Genomic DNA, 17,795 nt, shown 5'->3' on the forward strand with positions numbered 1-17,795 from the left:
CCCTGAGGATCCGTACGAGAGGTGCGCCTGGCGCGCACGGCGTTCTTCCGGTCGCATCGGCGCTCAGCTCTCCTTGCTGACCGTGTCGAAGACGGCCTTGGCCTCCTTGCCGAGGCGGGCACCGGCCAGCCAGTCGGCGGTGATCGGGCCGATGGAGGTCACCGAGAGCAGCCGGGTGCCCGAGGAGTCCAGCCAGGGGCCGCCGGACGAACCCGCCGTCATGGTGCAGCCGATGCGGTACATCGAGGGCTGCTGCGGGTCGATCGTCAGCCGGCCCGGCTTGTCGTCGCAGCGGTACATCCGGGAGCCGTCGAAGGGCGGTGCGGCCGGGTAGCCCACGGCGCCGAGGCTCTTGATGGACTTGACCTGCGGCGTGGTGAAGGTGGCCTGCAGGGCGCCGCCGGCCTTCTCCTCCAGCGAGGCGCTGCTCTTGTCCTCGGGCTGGACCTGGAGCACGGCGAAGTCCTGCTGTGCGCCCTTGCCGCCGCGCTCGGCGCCGTTCTGGATCCAGTGCTTGGTCGTACGGGCGCGCTTGGCCCACCAGATGCCGTCCGGGGCGACCTGGCTCTGCGACGCGGTGGCGAGCTGCTTGTTCGACAGCCCGGTGGGGTTGTAGTCGGGCACGAAGACCACGTTGCGGTACCAGCCCTTGCCCGCCCCGCCGTGCACGCAGTGTCCCGCGGTGGCGACCAGGTTGGACTTGCCCGGATGGCGCGGGTCCTTCAGCACGGAGCCGGAGCAGACCATGGCCCCCTTCGGCGTGTCCATGAACACCTTGCCGACGGGCAGATCGTCCTTGGTGTAGGGCGTCTTGACCGCGGTGGCCTCGACCGCCTCGGGCTTCGGGTCGGTGACACCCTCGTCCTCACCGGTGCCGTCGCTGCCGCCGCTCGGGCTGTCGTCGATGTCCGAGTCGTCGACCTCGCGGTCGTTCCCGTCCGCGTCCTTCATGCGGTCCGGGTCCCACAGGTCGTCGATGATCGGGTTGAAGAAGTCCTTGGCTTCCTTGAGCCACTTGTCCCGGTCCCAGTTCTTCCAGGCGCCGTTCTTCCAGGCGTCCAGGTCGTCCAGGGAGGTCGGGAGGTCCTTCGGGAGATCGTCGGGGAGCCCCAGGTCCTTCTTGGCGTCGCGGCTCGCCTCCTGCGAGGAGGCCGAGTCGGCCTTGGCGTCGGCGTTGTCGTCCTCCGGGCCGCAGGCGGTTGCGGTGACCGCCAGCACGGCGGCGACCGCTGCCGCGGCCAGCGCCGGTCGGCGCCGCGCGGACCTGGCTATCGATGGCATCGCTGAACTCCCCCTGAAGTGGATCTCGTGCCTGTTGACTTGTCATGCACCTCGCCGGGTGAGGGCGGCCCCCACTATGCCCGGTGGTGTTCGGGACGGGCACAGCAGGGTCCGCGGTTCCCCGGGGGTGCGCGACCTCCACACGCGCCCCCGAATGCTCCGCATTCCACGGGGGCCGTGGAGGGAACTTCACGCAGGCCGTGATCGGGGGCCGTTCACCTCGTTGGTACGTACGGGGGACAGTGGCTCGCTGCCCGGCGCGCCCGGTCGACACCAGCGGAGGAGACTTCAGTGAACGCGCGCTCCGGAGCCGACGAGCCGACGGAACCGGTCCGTCGGAGGCTCGCCGACCTGATCGAGCCGACGGTCCCCCAGCAGGAGCGCCGTCTCGCGCCTTCCGACCAGGAATCCCCGGAGCACCACGCACGCCGTCCGCGTCGCGATCCGCTCGAACACCCGGATCCCCGTGCGGCGGCCGACGCCGCCGCGGTGGAGAACCTGCTGCGCTGCTGGGTCCGCGAGACGACCCCGGAGGCCCCCCGGAACGGGGTGCTGCGCATTCCGCTGTCCGCCAGCGGCACCGCGCTGCTGGTCCCGGTACGGCACTGGTCGCCCGTGGGCTGGCACCGCTTCGACCCGCCGCGCCTGGAGGGGGCGCCGGAGGCCGCCGCCCCGCTGCAGGCCGTCGCGGTCGCCGCCCTGATCGGACGTGAGGCCGCGCACGCCGCCCGGACCCCCGGCTCCGCCGGAGACCCGGCCGAGGGCGCGGGAGCCGCGGAGAACGCCGCGCTCGTGGGCCGGGTCGCCGACTCCGTGCAGCGCACCGCGCGGTTCCTCGCCGACAGGCGCGACCACCCCGCGCCCCCGCCGGGCACCGGACCGTTCCTCGACGGCGAGCAGGCGCTGCTCTTCGGCCACCCCCTGCACCCCACCCCCAAGAGCCGCGAGGGCCTCTCCGACGCGGAGGAGGGCGCCTACTCGCCCGAACTGCGCGGCAGTTTCCCGCTGCACTGGATGGCGGTGCACCGTTCGGTGCTCGCGGGGGACTCCGCCTGGACCGACCGGGGCAAGCCCGTGCCGGTCACCCAGCTCGCGCTGCGCCTGAGCGGGCGCGCACTCGCCGGCCGCCTGCCCGAGGAATGCGTACCGCTGCCGCTGCACCCGTGGCAGGCCCGGGAGGTACAGCACAGCCGCGTGGTCCGGGCCCTGCTGGACGTCGGACTCCTGCACGACCTCGGCCGCACGGGGGAGAGCTGGAGCCCCACCTCCTCGGTGCGCACCGTCTTCCGGGCGGACAGCAGTGCGATGCTCAAGCTCTCGGTGGGGCTGCGCATCACCAACTCGCGCCGCGAGAACCTCCGCAAGGAACTGCTGCGCGGCGTGGAGATGCACCGGCTGCTCCGCGGTGGTCTCGGCCGTGCCTGGCGCGCCGCCCACCCCGGCTTCGACATCGTGCGCGACCCGGCCTGGTTCGGCGTCGACGTCCCCGGCGAGGGCCGGGTACCCGGCTTCGACACGGTCGTACGGCACAACCCCTTCGGCGCGGGAGAGGACGCCGTCTGCGTCGCCGGACTGACCGCGCCGGTTCCCGCCCCGCGCACCTCCGGAAACCCCGGCCCGTCCGGCGCGTTGCTCTCCCGGCTCGGGGCCGTGGTGCACGCGCTCGCCCGGCACACCAGGAGGCCGGTCGGCGCGGTGGCCGCCGAATGGTTCCTGCGCTACCTGGACAGTGTGGTGGCGCCGATCCTCTGGCTGGACGCACACGGGGGCATCGCCCTGGAGGCCCATCAGCAGAACACGCTCGTTCTGCTGGACACACACGGCTGGCCCACGGGCGGACGCTACCGGGACAACCAGGGGTACTACTTCCGCACGTCGCACCGGGACGCACTCATCCGCCGGCTGCCCGGCCCGGAGCTGGGCGTGGAGAGCGACACCTTCGTCGCGGACGACGTCACCGACGAACGCTTCGCCTACTACCTGGGCATCAACAACATCCTCGGCCTCATCGGTGCGTTCGGCGCCCAGCAGCTCGCCGACGAAACGGTGCTGCTCGCGGCACTCCGTCGCTTTCTGCAGGACGCGGCACGTCAGGAACCCGTCTCACCGCTGCCCGCGCTGCTCCTCGACTCCCCGACGCTGCGCTGCAAGGCGAACCTGCTCACCCGGCTGCACGGCATGGACGAGCTCGTCGGCCCGGTCGACACCCAGTCCGTCTACGTCACCCTCGACAACCCGCTAGCCCCCTGACCCCTGGCCTCCGGCCGCCCCAGGAGAGGAGACGTCGTCATGCCGCACCCTCAGCCGGGTTCCGCGCCGCCTGCCGGTACCGCCGAAGCGGAACCGGCGGAGCCCGGCTCCGGCCCCCGCAGCGACGATCCCCTCACCACCCCCGACCGGGCCCCGGACGCCCCCGACCGGGACTCCGCCGTGCACCGCCCCGGCCGGCCGCACCGCGCCGCGGCCGCACCGGACCTGAGCGCTCCCGAACCCTTCCGCGCCGCATCCGGCGGCTCGGAAGCGCACCCGGACACCGAGGCGGGCGCCCCCGCACCTCCCTCCGCTGCGCGCGGCGCGAGAGCACCCGCCGGTGTCCGCGTCGACCCGGACACCGCAGGTCCGGCCGCTTCGGTCGCCGCCTCCCGCCCCGACGGGAACACCGGACCTCCGTCGGCGGATCTGCTCGACGCCCCCGGAAGCTGGCCCGCGGTCCCGACCGGAGCCGGCCTCTTCCGGCTCGTGCCGGTCGGGCTCCCCGGCGACCTGCCGCTGCTCACCGGCTGGATGAACGACCCGGTGGTGGCGGCCTTCTGGGAGCTCGCCGGACCCGAGCGGGTGACCGAGACGCACGTGCGGCCCCAGCTGGACGGCGACGGGCGCAGTGTTCCCTGCCTCGGAGTCCTCGACGGCCTGCCCATGAGCTACTGGGAGCTCTACCGTGCCGACCTCGACCCGCTCGCCCGGTACTGCCGGGTGCGGCCGCAGGACACCGGGGTGCATCTGCTCCTCGGCGGCGCGGCGCACCGCGGCAGAGGCCTGGGCACGCTGCTGCTGCGCACGGTCGCCGATCTCGTCCTGGCGCAGCGCCCCCGGTGCACGCGTGTCCTGGCCGAGCCCGACGTGCGCAACGCCCCCTCGCTCGCCGCGTTCCTCGGCGCCGGGTTCCGGCGCAGCGGCGAGATCGAGCTCCCCGGCAAGCGCGCGGCCCTGATGGTGCGGGACCGCGAGCCGCGCCACGCGCGCTGACCCGGTGGCCGCTGCCGTGTGCCGTGCGGCCACCGCCATCTGAATCCACGCCTCCCGCAAGGAGCAACCTCCGTGTCCCGAACCTCCTCCTCGTCCTCCTCACGTGACGTAGCCCCGCTATCCGTCCCCGCCGGCCTCGGAAGAGGGCGGGAGCACTGGGCCCGTGCTTCCCGGCGACTGCTGGCCAAGCTGATCGCCGAGTTCTCCTACGAGGAGATCCTCCAGCCGAAGCCCGCACCCGGTGGTGGTTCCGGCTGCTACGCCCTTCGGGTGGACGAGGAGCTCACCGTCCGCTTCCGGGCCCGCCGCGGCGCCTACGGGCACTGGAGCGTCGACGCCTCCTCGCTGGAGCCCGCTCCGGATCCGCTGAGCTTCGTCTCCCGGGCCAGGTCCCTGCTGGGGCTCAGCGGTGAGACGGCCGGTCACTACCTCCGCGAACTGACCGCCACACTCACCGCGGACGCGGGGCTGCTGTCCTCCGAACTGCCCGCCGCCGACCTCGCCTCGCTGGGCTACGCGGAGCTGGAGGGGCACATGACGGGACACCCCTGGCTGGTGGCCAACAAGGGACGGCTCGGCTTCTCCGGCGCCGACGCCGCGCGCTGGGCGCCCGAGGCCCGTACGGCGCAGCCGCTGCCCTGGCTCGCGGTGCACCGGCGGCTGGCGCAGTACCGCGGCACACCGCGGCTCGCCGAGGCGGGGGACCTGTACGCGCGCGAGCTGGGCGGGGAGACGCTCAACGCGTTCCGGGAGCGGCTGAGCTCGCGTGGGCTCGCGCCCCAGGACTACCTCTGCATGCCCGTGCACCCCTGGCAGTGGGACGAGACCGTCGTGCCGCTGTTCGCCCCCCAGGTGGCGGCGCAGGAGATCCTTCCGCTGCCGACCGACGGGGACCTGCGGCTGCCCCAGCAGTCCATCCGCACGTTCCTCAACGTCAGCAGGCCCGACCGGCACACCGTCAAGCTGCCGCTCGCCATCCTCAACACACTCGTCTGGCGCGGCCTGCCGACCGACCGCACTCTCGCCGCGCCGTCCGTCACCGGCTGGGTGCAGGGACTGCGGGACCAGGATCCGTTCCTCGCCGAGGAGTGCCGGGTGATCCTCCTGGGCGAGGTGGCCTCGGTGGGTGTCCCGCACCCGGTGTACGAGCCGCTGGGCGACGTGCCCTACCAGTACCGCGAACTGCTCGGCTGCATCTGGCGCGAACCGCTCGCCCCGTTGCTCGACCCCGACGAGCGGGCCCGCACGCTCGCCTCCCTGATCCACACCGACGCGGAGGGCCATTCCCTCACCGCCGAACTGGTGGCGCGTTCGGGGCTGGAGCCCCGGATCTGGCTCAGGCACCTGTTCGCGGCGCTGCTGCCGCCGCTGCTGCACTTCCTGTACCGCTACGGCACCGTCTTCTCGCCGCACGGGGAGAACGCCATCGTCGTCTTCGACGAGCGCGACGTCCCGACCCGGCTGGCGATGAAGGACTTCGTGGACGACGTCAATGTCAGCGCCGAGCCGGTTCCCGAGCTCGACTCCATGCCGGGGGACGTCCGGGGGGTGCTGTTGAGCGAACCTCCCACGTTCCTGACGCAGTTCATCCACTCCGCGCTCTTCGTGGGGGTCTTCCGCTATCTCGCCCCGCTGTGCGAGGCCCAGCTCGGGGTGGGCGAGCGCGATTTCTGGTCGCTCGTGCGGGCCGAGATCGACCGCTACCACGCCCGCTTCCCGGTGCTGAAGCCCCGCTTCGAGACGTTCGACCTGCTGACGCCGCGCATCGAACGCCTCTGCCTCAACCGGAACCGGCTGCACGCGGACGGTTACCGGGACAGGTCCGAGCGCCCGCACGCGGCCGTGCACGGGACGGTGCGCAATCCGCTGCACTGAGGACGCGGCCTCCAGCTCGCCGACCGCACCGAGCGTCCCCATACGGATACGGAGCGCTCCGGCTCGGGCTGATCCGGTCATGGCCGGAAGGAATCGTGCAGGCAGGGAAGCAGCCGAGCGGAGTGTCAGTGGCGCCGCGTAAGGTGTCGGGTCTATGAGCAAGCCCGCCGTCACCGAACTCCTCCAGGCCGCCGTCACCGCCGTCAAAGGCACGGAACGTCCAGGCCAGGCCGCTATGGCCGAGGCAGTCGCCGAGGCTGTCGAAGACGGCCGCCACCTCCTCGTGCAGGCGGGCACCGGCACCGGGAAATCCCTCGGCTATCTGGTCCCCGCGCTGGCCCACGGCGAGCGGGTGGTGGTGGCGACCGCCACGCTCGCGCTGCAGCGACAGCTGGTCGAGCGCGATCTGCCGCGCACCGTCGAGGCCCTCCACCCCCTGCTGCGGCGCCGCCCGGAGTTCGCCATGCTCAAGGGGCGGTCGAACTACCTGTGCCTGCACCGGCTCCACGAGGGCGTGCCGCAGGAAGAGGAGGACGGCCTCTTCGACCCCTTCGAGAGCGCCACCCCCACCTCCAAGCTCGGCAAGGACCTGCTGCGGTTGCGCGACTGGTCGGACGAGACGGAGACGGGCGACCGGGACGACCTCAAGCCCGGCGTCTCCGACCGTGCCTGGGGCCAGGTCTCCGTCTCCTCCCGCGAGTGCCTCGGTGCGTCGAAGTGCGCATACGGTGCCGAGTGCTTCGCCGAGGCCGCCCGGGAGCGGGCCAAGCTCGCCGATGTGATCGTCACCAACCACGCACTGCTGGCCATCGACGCCATCGAGGGCGCCCCCGTGCTCCCCGGCCACGAGGTGCTGATCGTCGACGAGGCGCACGAGCTGGTATCCCGCGTCACGGGGGTGGCCACCGGCGAGCTCACTCCCGGCAGTGTGGGCCGTGCGGTGCGCCGCGTCGCCAAGCTGGTGGACGAGAAGGCGGCCGACCAGCTCCAGACCGCCTCCGAGACCTTCGAACGGCTGATGGAGCTCGCCCTGCCGGGCCGGCTGGAAGCCGTACCCGAGGACCTGGAGTACGCACTGATGGCGCTGCGCGACGCCGGGCGCAGCTGTCTCAGCGCGCTGGGCAACACACGTGACTCCTCGGTCCAGGACGAGGACGCGGTCCGCAAGCAGGCCAAAGCGGCGATCGAGAACATCCACGATGTCGCCGAACGCATCCTCGAGCACTCCGAGTTCGACGTCCTCTGGTATGAGCGACATGAGCGGTACGGAGCATCGCTGCGGGTGGCACCGCTGTCCGTCTCCGGGCTGCTGCGCGAGAAGCTCTTCACCGACCGGTCCGTCATCCTGACCTCCGCCACGCTCAAACTGGGCGGCGACTTCAACGGGGTCGGCGCCTCCCTCGGCCTCGCACCGGAAGGAATCAGGGGGACCGAGGCGGCAGAGAAGAGCGCAGACGACGGGTTGCCGGTGTGGAGCGGGCTGGATGTCGGCTCCCCGTTCGACTACCGCAAGCAGGGCATCCTCTACGTCGCCGGACATCTGAATCCCCCCGGCCGGGACGTCCAGCGCAGCGACATGCTCGACGAGCTCGCGGAGCTGGTGGAAGCGGCGGGCGGACGCACTCTGGGGCTCTTCTCCTCCATGCGGGGTGCGCGGGCTGCCGCTGAGGAACTGCGGGGCAGGCTGGGGCTCCCGATCCTGCTCCAGGGCGAGGAGACGCTCGGCGAGCTCATCAGACGTTTCGCTGAGGATGCGGAGACCTGCCTGTTCGGCACTCTGTCCCTGTGGCAGGGCGTGGACGTTCCGGGACCGAACTGCCAACTGGTGGTGATGGACAGGGTGCCGTTCCCGCGCCCCGACGATCCGCTGATGAGCGCCCGGCAGAAGGCCGTGGAGGAATCGGGCGGCAACGGATTCATGGCGGTGGCGGCCACGCACGCGGCACTGCTGATGGCCCAGGGCGCCGGCCGACTGGTCCGGGCTACGGGGGACCGGGGTGTGGTCGCGGTGCTGGATCCGCGGCTGCAGCGAGCGCGCTACGGCGGCTTTCTGCGGACTTCCATGCCGGACTTCTGGTACACGACGGACCGCAATCAGGTCCGCCGCTCCCTTTCGGCCATCGATGAGGCGGCCAAGAAGGCGTAGACGAGCCCCCGGGCTGCACCACGCGGCGGGAGCGGAGCGCGGGGGCCGGGGCTTGGTGGGCCGGAGCCTGGTGTCGCCTCGACGTGCTCCGCGCGCCCGGTACGACGGCGGGCCGCCGGTCCCGGAGTGGGGGGAACCAGCGGCCCGTAGCCTTCGGTCGGCGGCGAGGGGGCGCGGTCACCGAGCGTCCGGCCCCAGCGCTGTCCGTCGGCCGTCCGCCGACGCGTTGCTCAGACCCGGCGGAGGACGGCGACGACCTTGCCGAGGATGGTCGCATCGTCACCGGGGATCGGTTGGTACGAGGAGTTGTGCGGGAGCAGCCACACATGCCCGTCCTCGCGCTTGAAGCGCTTCACGGTGGCCTCACCGTCCAGCATCGCGGCGACGATGTCGCCGTTCTCCGCGACGGGCTGGCGCCGGACGGTGACCCAGTCGCCGTCGCAGATCGCGGCCTCGACCATGGAGTCACCGATGACCTTCAGCACGAAGAGTTCGCCGTCACCGACCAGTTGGCGCGGCAGCGGGAAGACGTCCTCGACCGATTCCTCGGCGAGGATCGGGCCGCCCGCGGCGATCCGACCCACCAGCGGGACGTAGGAGGCGGACGGCTTTCCGGTGGTGTCAGTGGCCGCCTGGGTGCTGCTCGGCGTGTCGGAGCCGCGCACCTCGTAGGCGCGGGGGCGGTGCGGGTCGCGGCGTAGAAAACCCTTCCGCTCCAGGGCCATCAGCTGGTGTGCCACGGAGGAGGTGCTGGAGAGCCCGACGGCCTGACCGATTTCGCGCATGGACGGCGGGTAGCCGCGCCGCTGCACCGAATCGCGGATCACCTCGATCACCCGGCGCTGCCGGTCGGTGAGTCCCGAACTGTCCGCGCGGATGCCTGGAGGTCGTCCTGGAAGCGAGCGCTTCGCTTGTTGGCCGTCCTGAATCTCCGCGTTCATGGCGTCATTCACCGGCTGAATTTCGTCAATGGGCTGAGCTGTTGCCTGAGCTGCGCGGTTCTGGGAGGTGATGGTGGCGCTGTCTGCGGTCGTGGTCACGTCGGCCCCTCTCGAGAAGTTCTCCCTAGCTGGACAACGGTAGTTGGTTTCGAAAGGTTGCGCCAAACACACGTTCGAGTGAAAATCCGCAGTTCACCTGACTTCTACCGCTCGATGGGTGTATAGGTCGCGACATCCGCTCCGAGGGAGCCGGGGCGGGCGTTTCGGAGTGCCCGCGGCTCCCCCCGCGTAACCGCGGCTCGTCTCACCTCGCATCGGCGGTTCGGCCGGGTCAACCATATGTGCCCGCGCCGCACCTGCCGCAGCCGGCACTCCCCGGAGGGTCCCGCCGTCGAGGTGCGGGGAGGGGTGGCCGACCATGTCCCGGCCTGGCGATTTCCAGCCGTTTTCCGCCGCCGTATGTCGCTGTCCGTAATCGCTGCTCTAGGTGAACTCCTGCCCTCGCGGCACCGCGGTTCCGGGCCGTGTCGCCGCCCCGCCCCGCGCCGCTGCTCGCCCTCCCGTGCCGGCGCTCCGGTGCGCGGTGCGCCGCCGCCGTCCGGCACAGTCTCGCAGGCGTGCCCCAGGAGCTCTCCCGCGGCCCGCTTCGCGTAGGGTCGTGGGCTGTGCCGGACAGCGACACGCGTCGTGACGGCCTTGCCTCTCGCCTACCAGATCTAGTGGTTTGATGAGCGCGCGCCACCATAAGTTGTGTCCCCGGGTGCTCACGCCGTGGGGATGTCGCCTATGCTGGAGGCCAGTCGAGGGGCCCCTGTGACGGGGGTGCCGCGACGTGATCAGTTATGCACGGTGAGGGCTCTGCGGGCCCTGGGAGGGTGGAGACGATGCATTGCCCCTTCTGCCGGCACCCCGACAGCCGTGTGGTCGACAGCCGTACGGCCGACGACGGAGCTGCCATCAGGCGCCGTCGGCAGTGCCCCCACTGCTCCAGGCGCTTCACCACCGTCGAGAACGCATCACTCACGGTGATCAAGCGGAGCGGTGTCACCGAGCCCTTCAGCAGGGACAAGGTGATCGCGGGGGTGCGCAAGGCCTGCCAGGGGCGCCCCGTGACCGAGGACGCGCTGGCCCAGCTCGGGCAGCGGGTCGAGGAGGCCGTCCGGGCGACCGGGAGCGCGGAACTGTCCACGCACGACGTCGGACTCGCCATACTCGGCCCGCTCCAGGACCTCGACCTCGTCGCCTATCTGCGCTTCGCCTCGGTCTACAAGGCGTTCGAGTCCCTGGAGGACTTCGAGACCGCCATATCCGAACTGCGCGAGGTGCAGTCACTCGCCCCCGGGGTTCGGGGGGACGAAGCCGCCGGTGAGTGCGAAGGTGCCGACGGAGCCCGCGAGGGCAGGGGGCGTGCCGCCGGGGGAGAGGCGCGGGTGCTGCCCGAGGTGCCGCCGCCCGCCGGCGGGGGAGACCCGGCGCCGGGGGGATCCCGGGCGCGCGGGGGCGAAGGGGCCTCCGCCGCTGCCGCCGCGGACTGAACGGGGAGCCGCTCCGCGCCGCGCGGCCGGCAGCCGGGGTGCGTCCTCGGCACACGCAGAGACTTGGCCTGGACACGCACCGTGCCCGGGTCATCAGACAGGCACAGCTCTCGGGGAAGAACCGGGGCATGTTGGGGCGTTATGCCCCACACAGGGAGGCGGAATGACAGAGACGACGAGCGGCCCGGCACGCGGCTCCCGCGCAAAGGGCGGCAAGGCGAAGAGCGGACTGCGTATCGAGCGCGTCCACACGACCCCCGGAGTGCACCCGTACGACGAGGTGAACTGGGAGCGCCGCGACGTCGTCATGACCAACTGGCGCGACGGTTCGATCAACTTCGAGCAGCGTGGCGTCGAATTCCCCGACTTCTGGTCGGTGAATGCGGTCAACATTGTTACGAGCAAGTACTTCCGCGGCGCGGTGGGCACTCCTCAGCGGGAGAGCAGCCTCAAGCAGCTCATCGACCGCGTGGTGAAGACGTACCGGGCGGCCGGTGAGAAGCATGGGTACTTCGACTCCCCCGCGGACGCGGAGATCTTCGAGCACGAACTCGCCTATGCCGTGCTGCACCAGATCTTCGCGTTCAACTCCCCGGTGTGGTTCAACGTCGGGACGAAGCAGCCCCAGCAGGTCAGTGCCTGCTTCATCCTGTCCGTCGACGACTCCATGGAGTCGATTCTCGACTGGTACAAGGAAGAGGGCATGATCTTCAAGGGCGGCTCCGGAGCCGGCCTGAACCTCTCCCGTATCCGCTCCTCGAAGGAGCTCCTCTCCTCCGGTGGCAATGCCTCGGGGCCCGTCTCCTTCATGCGCGGCGCCGACGCCTCCGCCGGGACGATCAAGTCGGGCGGTGCGACCCGCCGCGCCGCCAAGATGGTCGTCCTGGACGTCGACCACCCGGATGTCGAGGCGTTCATCGACACCAAGGTCAAGGAGGAGGAGAAGATCCGCGCCCTGCGCGACGCGGGCTTCGACATGGACCTGGGCGGCGACGACATCGCCTCCGTCCAGTACCAGAACGCCAACAACTCGGTCCGGGTCAACGACGAGTTCATGAAGGCCGTCGAATCCGGTTCGAACTACGCGCTGCGTGCCCGGATGACCGGTGAGGTCGTCGAGGAGGTGGACGCGAAGAAGCTCTTCCACAAGATGGCCGAGGCCGCCCACGTCTGCGCCGACCCCGGTATCCAGTACGACGACACGATCAACCGCTGGCACACCTCGCCGGAGACGGGCCGGATCACCGCCTCCAACCCGTGCAGCGAGTACATGCACCTGGACAACTCCTCGTGCAACCTGGCCTCGCTCAACCTCATGAAGTTCCTGCGCGACGACGACCAGGGCAACCAGGCCTTCGACGCGGAGCGCTTCGCGAAGGTGACCGAGCTGGTCATCACGGCGATGGACATCTCCATCTGCTTCGCCGACTTCCCCACCGAGAAGATCGGCGAGACCACCCGCGCCTTCCGCCAGCTGGGAATCGGCTACGCCAACCTGGGTGCGCTGCTGATGGCCACCGGACACGCCTACGACAGCGACGGCGGGCGCGCGCTGGCCGGTTCCATCACCTCTCTGATGACCGGCACCTCGTACAAGCGCTCGGCCGAGCTCGCCGCGGTGGTCGGCCCCTACGAGGGGTACGCCCGCAACGCCGAGGCGCACCGGCGCGTCATGCAGCAGCACAGCGACGCCAACGACGCGGCTCCCCGCACGGACGACCTGGACAGCCCGGTGTGGGCCGCGGCCACCGAGGCGTGGCAGGACGTGCAGCGGCTCGGGAAGAAGAACGGCTTCCGCAACGCGCAGGCGTCGGTGCTGGCCCCCACCGGCACCATCGGCCTGATGATGGACTGCGACACCACCGGCGTCGAGCCCGATCTGGCCCTGGTCAAGTTCAAGAAGCTCGTCGGCGGCGGCTCGATGCAGATCGTGAACAACACGGTCCCCAAGGCCCTCAAGCGCCTCGGCTACCAGCCCGAGCAGGTCGAGGCGATCGTCGAGCACATCGCCGAGCACGGCAACGTCGTGGACGCACCCGGCCTCAAGCCGGAGCACTACGAGGTCTTCGACTGCGCCATGGGCGAGCGGTCCATCTCCCCGATGGGGCATGTCCGGATGATGGCCGCGGCCCAGCCCTTCCTGTCCGGTGCCATCTCCAAGACGGTCAACATGCCCGCGAGCAGCACCGTCGAGGACGTCGAGGAGATCTACCTCCAGGGGTGGAAGCTCGGGACCAAGGCGCTCGCCGTCTACGTCGAGAACAGCAAGGTCGGCCAGCCGCTGTCGGCGAAGGCCAAGGAGGAGAAGAAGGCGGAGGCGCCCGAACCGGAGAAGGTCGTCGAGTACCGTCCGGTCCGCCGCCGGCTGCCCAAGGGCCGCCCCGGCATCACGACCTCCTTCACGGTGGGCGGCGCCGAGGGCTACATGACGGCCAACTCCTACCCGGACGACGGTCTCGGTGAGGTCTTCCTCAAGATGTCCAAGCAGGGCTCCACCCTGGCGGGCATGATGGACGCCTTCTCCATCGCCGTCTCCGTCGGCCTCCAGTACGGGGTCCCGCTGGAGACCTACGTCTCGAAGTTCACCAACATGCGCTTCGAACCGGCCGGCATGACCGACGACACCGATGTGCGGATGGCCCAGTCGATCGTCGACTACATCTTCCGCCGTCTGGCGCTGGACTTCCTCCCCTTCGAGACCCGTTCCGCGCTGGGTATCCACTCCGCCGCCGAGCGCCAGCGCCACCTGGAGACGGGCTCCTACGAGGCGTCCGAGGACGAGTTCGACGCGGACGCCCTGGCCCAGTCGGCTCCCAAGGCCGAGCGGGCGGCGTCCGGCGAGGAGGCCAAGGACGGCAAGGACGAGCAGCGCACGGCCACCGAGCCGGAGGCCGCCGCCCCCGCCCCGCGCGAGGCGCACAACTCCACCGAGCTGATGGAGATGCAGCTCGGCCTCAACGCCGACGCCCCGCTGTGCTTCTCCTGCGGCACCAAGATGCGCCGCGCGGGCAGCTGCTACCTGTGCGAGGGCTGCGGCTCGACCAGCGGCTGCAGCTGACAGCGGGCGGGTCCGCGTCCTGCGGATCCTCCGGGATCCGCTGCTGAGATCGTCGACCCGCGCATGAGAGAGGGAGCCGGCCCCGGGCCGGCTCCCTCTTCGCTGTGCCGGCTTCTGCCGTGCCGCGGCCTGCGCTGCCGCTGCTCCGCGCCGCCGCTGCTCCGCGCCGCCGACACGGGGCTGTCGCGTGCCGTCGGCCCGGCTGTCGCGGGCGCGCACCGGGGTATGAGGAGGGGCGCGGTTGCCGACGGCGCCTCGCCAGTGATGGTCCGCGGCGTCGTACCTTCCGCTCCCGGCCTCCGGCCCCTGGGCGGCGGGAACGATGCTCACGTGAGCGTTGTCGCACATCAGTGCGGTGCACGCCTGCGCCCGTGACCGGTCCGAGGGCTCACCGGGATGGCCGTACGATAGCGCGGTGCTGGTCAAGTGGATGCGCTGCACGGTCATCGACCGCCCGGGATTCGCGCGGGCCCAGCGGAAGTGGGCGGGACTGCTGGGCGAACCCGGCTTCCGCGGGCAGGGCGGGGGATGGAGCCGGTCCCGGGACGGGGTCGCGCACCTCTTCGGCTTCTGGGAGAGCAGGGCCTTCTACGACTCCTTCATGGCCCGCTCGCACGACCGGCTGCACGCCTCCCAGCTCGGCACCTACAAGGAGATGCAGGCCAGGCTCTTCGAATACCGTTTCGATGTGAAGACCGGCTTCCGTCCGGTCTTCACCGACGCGGACCTGCTGCGGGTGGCGCACTGCCGGGTGCGGCCCGACCGGATCGAGCACTACATGCTCATGCAGGAGAAGGTGTGGAACCCGGCGATGGCGGGCTCGCCCGGCATGCTGCGCGGCGTCTTCGCGCAGGCGAACACGGAGGACGAGTTCCTCGTCCTGTCGATGTGGAACTCCACCGCCGAATACGGAAAGTACCGAGTGGAGCGTGTGGAGCGGCTGGCCCTGCGCGCCCGGACCGGGGCCGACCTCGCCCGCGTCACCGGCGACGTCATCGACCTGGAGCCGTCGTGGACCGTCTGACCTAGGGTGGAGCCCATGGCACGTCCTCGCCGAATCATCCTGCTCCGCCACGGAGAGTCGGAGGGAAACGCCGACGACAGCATCTACGAACGCGTGCCCGATCACGCACTGCCACTGACCGAACGCGGTCGGCGGCAGGCGGAGGAGGCGGGCAGGCGGCTCCGCGAGACCCTCGGCGAGGAGCGCGTCTCGGCCTTCGTGTCCCCCTACCGCCGTACTCGGGAGACACTCGCCGCGCTCGGGATCGGTCCGGCCCAGATGCGGGTGCGCGAGGAGCCCAGACTTCGCGAGCAGGACTGGGGGAACTGGCAGGACCGGGACGACGTCCGCCAGCAGAAGAAGTACCGCGACGCCTACGGGCACTTCTTCTACCGCTTCGCCCAGGGTGAGTCCGGCGCCGACGTCTACGACCGGGCCGGGGCCTTCCTGGAGAGCCTGTGGCGCAGTTTCGAAGCGCCCGACAATCCGCCGAACGTCCTGCTGGTCACGCACGGACTCACGATGCGGCTGTTCTGCATGCGCTGGTTCCACTGGACGGTGGAGGAGTTCGAATGCCTCTCCAATCCGCGCAACGGCGAGACCCGCGCCCTCCTCCTCGGCACTGAAGGCCGCTACCACCTCGACCGGCCCTTCGAGCGCTGGCAGGACCCCCGTCCCTACGGAGGCCCCAGCTAACATCGTCGGTACATGAGCGCACTCCCGTCCGACCCCACCCGCGCCGAGCGGCTCTCCCGCGCCCTTGCCGCCCTGCGCGGCCTGGCCGTGGGCGACGCTCTGGGCTCCCAGTTCTTCGTCCCCGCCAACCTCACCTACCTGCGCCGCCGGGAACCGCCCCCGGGAAACTGGCAGTGGACCGACGACACCGAGATGGCCGCCTCCGTGGTCGCCGTACTCGCGGCGCACGGCCGCACCGACCAGGACGCGCTGGCCGCCTCCTTCGCTCTGCGCCACGACTTCGACCGTGGCTACGGCCCCGCGGTGAACCGGATGCTCCGCCTGATCCGCCAGGAGGGCGGGGACTGGAGGGAGTTGGCGGCCTCCCTCTTCGACGGCCAGGGGTCCTGGGGGAACGGTGGCGCCATGCGGGTCGCCCCGCTGGGTGCCTGGTTCGCCGACGATCCGGAGCGGGCGGCAGACGAAGCCGTACGCTCCGCCGAGGTCACCCACCGGCACCCCGAGGCTGTCGCGGGTACCCGGGCCGTCGCGGCGGCGGCTGCTCTCGTCGCCGCTGCGGAACACGGTCCTCCCGCGGTGCCGGAAGGCGTCGGCCGCGGTACCGGCGCCGACCCGGCAGGGACGGCGGACGCGGACAGCGGCGAATCCGCACCCGCACCGGCTCCGCTGACCGCCGAGCACCTGCTCACCCGGGTCCAGGAACTCGTCCCCCGCAGCGCCGTGCAGGCGGGGCTGCGCCGCGCCGTGGATCTGCTCGACTACGCCGACGTGGGCACGGTCGCGGCGGTTCTCGGCTGCGGCCGGCGCACCAGTACGCAGGACACGGTCCCTTTCGCACTCTGGGCCGCCGCCCGGAACCTGGGGGACTTCCGGGCAGCGCTCTGGGCGACCGCGAGCGCCGGTGGTGACGTGGACACCACATGCGCGATCGTCGGCGGGATCGTGGCAGCCGCCGGCCCTGGCGCGGCTCCTCCGCGGGAGTGGCACGAGCGCACGGAGCGGTTTCCCGCCTGGCTGCTGGAGGCGGTGCGCTGAGCCCGGCCGCCCGCCACGCGGGCCGGGAGCCGCCCGGACCGGAATCCGAGGGGTGCTGCTCCCGGTTTCGGGGACGCTCCGTCACTGTTCCACCGCCTTCCGCGATCACCGGCACCGGATTCCGGACTCTTTCCGAGATCGGGGCCAACTTTGTCGGACTCCCCTGAACTCACGGCCCCCGCAGCGGATACGCTGGTTATTGCCATGCCGTACGAGTCTCCAACCCATCGCGTCGAGCGTTCGCTCCGCGCCACCACCGGCGCCAAGATCGTCGCCGGAGTGGACGAGGTCGGCCGTGGAGCCTGGGCGGGACCCGTCACGGTCTGCGCCGCGATCACGGGTCTGCGTCGTCCTCCCGCCGGTCTCACCGATTCCAAACTCATCCCCGAGCCCCGCCGCAGTGAGCTCGCCGAAGAACTGGTCAGTTGGGTCAGTGCCTATTCGCTCGGTCACTCCACCCCGGAGGAGATCGACGCGCAGGGCATGACAGCCGCCCTTCGGCTCGCTGCCGTCCGGGCCCTGGACGGCCTGCCCGAACGCCCCGATGCCGTGATCCTCGACGGCAAGCACGACTACCTCGGAGCCCCTTGGCGGGTGCGGACCGTGATCAAGGGCGACCAGTCCTGTGTCGCTGTCGCGGCCGCTTCCGTCATCGCCAAGGTGCGCCGCGACGCCCTCATGGCCGGACTCGCCGCAGAGCACGCCGAGTTCGCATTCGAGGACAACGCCGGGTATCCCTCACCCGTCCACCGGGCCGCTTTGGAAAGCAGCGGCCCCACCCCCTACCACCGGCTGTCATGGGCGTATATGGATGCCCTGACCCGCTGGAAACATCTCAAGCGCAACCGGAGCGAGCCCACAGCACAGATCGGCCTCTTCTGAACCGGCACAACCGGACGGCGCCGTCACGAAGTACCGGATCCCGTCGCGGGAATATCCGCGCAACCAGTACCCGCTGATACGCCTGTTTCCGTCATTT

Annotated in this window: 12 protein-coding genes; 10 read left to right on the forward strand and 2 right to left on the reverse strand. The window is 71.1% G+C overall.

What is annotated here, in order from left to right:
- Nucleotides 1–63 precede the first annotated feature (63 nt).
- Nucleotides 64–1,281 carry a trypsin-like serine peptidase gene (locus A949_RS0130940; protein WP_019359945.1) on the reverse strand — a complete coding sequence of 406 codons (1,218 nt, stop codon included), beginning with the start codon at nucleotides 1,279–1,281 and terminating at the stop codon, nucleotides 64–66.
- Nucleotides 1,282–1,572: 291 nt separating this feature from the next.
- On the opposite strand from A949_RS0130940, the gene A949_RS0130945 reads away from it, so the two are divergent.
- The 4 genes from A949_RS0130945 (at nucleotide 1,573) to A949_RS0130960 (ending at nucleotide 8,548) form a co-directional block, all read left to right on the forward strand.
- A complete protein-coding gene (locus tag A949_RS0130945) occupies nucleotides 1,573–3,531 on the forward strand; it encodes an IucA/IucC family protein (RefSeq protein ID WP_019359946.1) in 1,959 nt (652 codons plus the stop codon).
- A gap of 225 nt (nucleotides 3,532–3,756) precedes the next feature.
- On the forward strand, nucleotides 3,757–4,527 hold the full coding sequence (locus A949_RS0130950) for a GNAT family N-acetyltransferase (RefSeq protein ID WP_443332997.1): 771 nt from the start codon (nucleotides 3,757–3,759) through the stop codon (nucleotides 4,525–4,527).
- 72 nt (nucleotides 4,528–4,599) lie between these two features.
- Nucleotides 4,600–6,402: an IucA/IucC family protein gene (locus A949_RS0130955; RefSeq protein WP_019359948.1), complete on the forward strand. Its 1,803-nt coding sequence runs from the start codon at nucleotides 4,600–4,602 to the stop codon at nucleotides 6,400–6,402.
- A gap of 154 nt (nucleotides 6,403–6,556) precedes the next feature.
- Nucleotides 6,557–8,548 (forward strand): ATP-dependent DNA helicase, encoded by a 1,992-nt coding sequence (locus A949_RS0130960; protein WP_019359949.1) that lies wholly within the window; start codon nucleotides 6,557–6,559, stop codon nucleotides 8,546–8,548.
- A gap of 230 nt (nucleotides 8,549–8,778) precedes the next feature.
- Here A949_RS0130960 and lexA read toward each other — a convergent pair whose 3' ends face one another.
- Nucleotides 8,779–9,588 (reverse strand): transcriptional repressor LexA, encoded by an 810-nt coding sequence (lexA, locus tag A949_RS0130965; protein WP_026005209.1) that lies wholly within the window; start codon nucleotides 9,586–9,588, stop codon nucleotides 8,779–8,781.
- A gap of 785 nt (nucleotides 9,589–10,373) precedes the next feature.
- Here lexA and nrdR point away from each other — a divergent pair.
- The 6 genes from nrdR to A949_RS0130995 all read left to right on the forward strand — a co-directional run bounded on the left by nrdR (nucleotide 10,374) and on the right by A949_RS0130995 (nucleotide 17,698).
- On the forward strand, nucleotides 10,374–11,024 hold the full coding sequence (nrdR, locus tag A949_RS35180) for a transcriptional regulator NrdR (protein WP_019359951.1): 651 nt from the start codon (nucleotides 10,374–10,376) through the stop codon (nucleotides 11,022–11,024).
- Nucleotides 11,025–11,187: 163 nt separating this feature from the next.
- Entirely contained in the window at nucleotides 11,188–14,082 is a 2,895-nt protein-coding gene (locus tag A949_RS0130975; RefSeq protein ID WP_019359952.1) for a vitamin B12-dependent ribonucleotide reductase, read from the forward strand.
- Nucleotides 14,083–14,497: 415 nt separating this feature from the next.
- Nucleotides 14,498–15,106, forward strand: a complete 609-nt coding sequence (locus A949_RS0130980) for a YdbC family protein (protein WP_019359953.1) — start codon at nucleotides 14,498–14,500, stop codon at nucleotides 15,104–15,106.
- Nucleotides 15,107–15,121: 15 nt separating this feature from the next.
- On the forward strand, nucleotides 15,122–15,781 hold the full coding sequence (locus A949_RS0130985) for a histidine phosphatase family protein (RefSeq protein ID WP_019359954.1): 660 nt from the start codon (nucleotides 15,122–15,124) through the stop codon (nucleotides 15,779–15,781).
- A 12-nt stretch (nucleotides 15,782–15,793) separates the two neighbouring features.
- Nucleotides 15,794–16,816, forward strand: coding sequence for an ADP-ribosylglycohydrolase family protein (locus A949_RS0130990; protein WP_019359955.1), 1,023 nt, complete (start codon nucleotides 15,794–15,796; stop codon nucleotides 16,814–16,816).
- A 204-nt stretch (nucleotides 16,817–17,020) separates the two neighbouring features.
- Nucleotides 17,021–17,698, forward strand: coding sequence for a ribonuclease HII (locus A949_RS0130995; RefSeq protein WP_019359956.1), 678 nt, complete (start codon nucleotides 17,021–17,023; stop codon nucleotides 17,696–17,698).
- Nucleotides 17,699–17,795: the final 97 nt, after the last annotated feature.

Source organism: Streptomyces sp. AA1529 (assembly GCF_000280905.1).
In the GTDB taxonomy this organism is placed as follows: domain Bacteria; phylum Actinomycetota; class Actinomycetes; order Streptomycetales; family Streptomycetaceae; genus Streptomyces.